The following is a 3,187-nucleotide window of genomic DNA, read 5'->3' on the forward strand; positions in this document are numbered from 1 at the left end:
GCACCGGCGTCGAGTACGCCTGGTTCAACAACGTCGAGACCAAGCCCGGCGTCGGCTACCCGCGCCGCTACGAGGACCAGGAGAAGTGGAAGGGCGGCTGGATGCTCGACGAGCGCGGCCGGCTCGTCCTGCGCTCGGGCGGCCGCGGCCGCCGGCTGCTGTCGCTGTTCTCCAACCCCCATCTGCCCTCCATCGAGGACTACTACGAGCCGGTCACCTACGACTACGACAACCTCGTCAGCGCCCCCGCCGGGAACGACGTCCCGGTCGCCCGTCCGCGCTCGGTCCTCACCGGCGAGCCGACGGCGATCACCTGGGGCGCCAACTGGGAGGACGGCCTGGGCGGCGCACCCGAGCACGCGGGCGGCGACCCCAACCTGACCGGTGCGTGGGCCGAGAAGGTGAAGTTCGAGTTCGAGCAGACCTTCCTCTTCCACCTGCCCCGGCTGTGCGAGCACTGCCTCAACCCGGCCTGCGTGTCGGCCTGCCCGTCCGGCGCGATGTACAAGCGGGTCGAGGACGGCATCGTCCTGGTGGACCAGGACCGCTGCCGCGGCTGGCGGATGTGCGTGACGGCGTGCCCGTACAAGAAGGTGTACGTCAACCACGCCACCGGCAAGGCCGAGAAGTGCACCTTCTGCTTCCCGCGCATCGAGGCCGGACAGCCCACCGTCTGCTCCGAGACCTGCGTCGGACGGCTCCGCTACCTGGGGCTCCTGCTGTACGACGCGGACCGCGTCGGCGAGGCCGCGGCCACCCCCGACGAGAAGGACCTGCTGGACGCCCAGCGCGGGGTCTTCCTCGACCCGCACGACCCCGAAGTGATCGCGGCGGCACGGGAGTCGGGCATACCCGAGGACTGGCTGGAGGCCGCCCGGCGGTCCCCCGTGCACGCGCTGGTCTCCACTTACAAGGTGGCGCTGCCGCTGCACCCGGAGTACCGCACCCTGCCGATGGTCTGGTACGTCCCCCCGCTCTCCCCGGTGCTCGACGCGGTGGACTCCGCGGGCGGCAACCAGGACGACCCCGACCACGTCTTCGCCGCCGTCAGCCGGCTGCGCATCCCGCTGGAGTACCTGGCGGAGCTGTTCAGCGCCGGGGACACCGACGTGGTGGCCGGCGTGCTGATGAAGCTCACCGCGCTGCGCTCCCACATGCGGGCGCGCACCCTCGGCGAGGAGGGCGACGAGAGCGCGCTGAAGGCCGTCGGGCTCACCGCCCGCGAGGCGGAGGACCTGCACCGGCTGCTCGCCGTCGCCAAGTACGCCGACCGGTACGTCGTCCCCGCCGCCCACAAGGAGGACGCGGCCGCCCTCGCCGGGATCGAGGACCGGTGCCCGGTCGAGGTCTCCGGCGACCGCTCGCCGGGCGGCGGCCGCGTGATGCTCGGCCTTCCCACCCTGCGCCGCAAGACAGGAGACCAGGCATGAACGCGCTGCACGCCGGCACCCGCGCCGGCACCCGCGCCGGCACCCGAGCCGCCGCCCGAGCCGCCCGCGCCGACCGGACGTCGCACGAGACCGGACAGCGGACGCTCGTCCTGCGGCTGCTCTCGCTGCTGCTGCAGTACCCGGACGCCGAACTGGCCGCCGAACGCCCGGCGTTGGCGGGCGCCGCCGAGGCGCTGCAGCCGTCACCGGCCGCCGCGGAACTGACCGCCTTCACCGCCTGGTTCGCCGGGCAGCCCCGGGACGCCCTGGAACGCCACTACGTCGAGATGTTCGACCTGCGCCGCAAGAGCGGCCTGTACCTCACCTACTACCTGCACGGCGACACCCGCCGGCGCGGCATGGCCCTGCTGGCCCTCGCCCAGCGCTACCGCGCCGCCGGCTGGGACGCCGGCGCCGCCGAACTCCCCGACCACCTCCCGGTCGTCCTCGAGTTCGCCGCGCTCGAAGGGCCGCGCGGCGAGGCACCGCTGCGCCAGCACCGGCGGGGACTGGAGCTGATCCGGCACGCCCTGGCCGACGCCGGCTCCCCGTACCGGCACCTGCTGGCGGCGCTCCTCACCCTCCTCCCGCCGCCGACCGACGCAGACCTGGAGGCGGTGGCGGAGCTGGCCGCGGCGGGCCCGCCCGCCGAGGAGGTCGGCCTCGACCCCTACGCCGGCGACCTCTTCGCACCGCCGCAGACCTTCGTCCCGCCCGCGCCCGCCCCGCCGACGCTGATCCCGCTGCTGCCGACCAGAACCAAGGAGGGCCACCGATGAGCCCCGCCGGCACCCCGTTCGCCGCCGCTACGAGCGGGGCCGACCTGCTCCTCTGGGTCGCGTTCCCCTACGCCTGCCTCGCCGTCTTCGCGGTGGGACACGTCTGGCGCTACCGCCAGGACCAGTTCGGCTGGACCACGCGCACCAGCCAGCTCCTGGAACACCGCTGGCTGCGCTGGGGCAGCCCGCTGTTCCACCTCGGCGCCTTCGCGGTGATCGGCGGCCACGCCGTGGGCCTCGCGGTCCCCGCCTCGTGGACGGAGACCGCCGGGATCTCCGAGCACACCTACCACCTGACGGCCGTGTCGCTCGGCACGGTGGCCGGCGTGGCCATGATCACCGGCCTGGGCATGCTCTGCGCGCGCCGGCTGCTGACCCGGCGGGTCCGGCTCACCACCGACCGGAGTGACAAGCTGCTCTTCCCGCTGCTCGCGGTGACCGTCCTGCTCGGCTTCTCCGCCACCGCGGTGCACAACCTCGCCGGCAGCGGCTACGACTACCGGTCCACCATCTCGGTCTGGTTCCGCGGCGTGTTCGCCTTCCACCCCCACCCCGAGGCGATGGCCGGAGCCCCGCTGCTGTTCCAGCTGCACGCCGTCTCCGCCTGCCTGCTCTTCGCCGCCTGGCCGTTCACCCGCCTGGTCCACGTGTGGAGCGCCCCCGTCGGCTACCTTGTCCGCCCCTACCTGGTCTACCGACGGCGCGCCCGGCAGCCGGACCGGCCGTCGGCCCGGCCCCGCGCGGGCGCGCCGCTGCGCCGCCGGGCCTGAGCCGGACCGCGGAACGGAACCACGAGTGCACGAGGAGCACCTGATGAAGAACTGGATCGACGCGGTCAAGGACGAGCTCGGCATCGACCTCGACGTCGACGTCACCGAACTGCTCGGCATGACCCGGGTCGTGGCGCACGGCGTGGCCCGCCCCGCCGCCCCGCTGACCGCGTTCCTGGTCGGCTACGCGGCCGCGCGCACCGGCGGC

General features: G+C 74.0%; 3 protein-coding genes and 1 pseudogene. All 4 read left to right on the forward strand.

Annotation, left to right across the window (positions count from 1 at the left end; all coding sequences use genetic code 11):
• The coding region (gene narH / locus ABZ885_RS38095) for a nitrate reductase subunit beta (protein ID WP_360199313.1) at nt 1-1,430 on the forward strand (1,430 nt) is incomplete at its 5' end.
• Entirely contained in the window at nt 1,427-2,209 is a 783-nt protein-coding gene (narJ, locus tag ABZ885_RS38100; protein WP_360199315.1) for a nitrate reductase molybdenum cofactor assembly chaperone, read from the forward strand. The genes narH and narJ, both read left to right, overlap by 4 nt.
• Nucleotides 2,206-2,979, forward strand: a complete 774-nt coding sequence (gene narI / locus ABZ885_RS38105) for a respiratory nitrate reductase subunit gamma (RefSeq protein WP_360199317.1) — start codon at nt 2,206-2,208, stop codon at nt 2,977-2,979. The genes narJ and narI overlap by 4 nt, the downstream gene beginning before the upstream one ends.
• Nucleotides 2,980-3,001: 22 nt before the next feature.
• Nucleotides 3,002-3,187 (forward strand): annotated as a pseudogene (locus ABZ885_RS38110) (DUF6457 domain-containing protein); the annotation flags it as partial.

The organism is Kitasatospora sp. NPDC047058 (assembly GCF_040643935.1).
Lineage (GTDB): Bacteria > Actinomycetota > Actinomycetes > Streptomycetales > Streptomycetaceae > Kitasatospora.

What these genes read in the sequence shown, in the direction of transcription:
- narI (WP_360199317.1), top strand. Translation starts at nt 2,206, where the DNA reads ATGAGCCCCGCCGGCACCCCGTTCGCCGCCGCTACGAGCGGGGCCGAC.
- narJ (WP_360199315.1), top strand. Translation starts at nt 1,427, where the DNA reads ATGAACGCGCTGCACGCCGGCACCCGCGCCGGCACCCGCGCCGGCACC.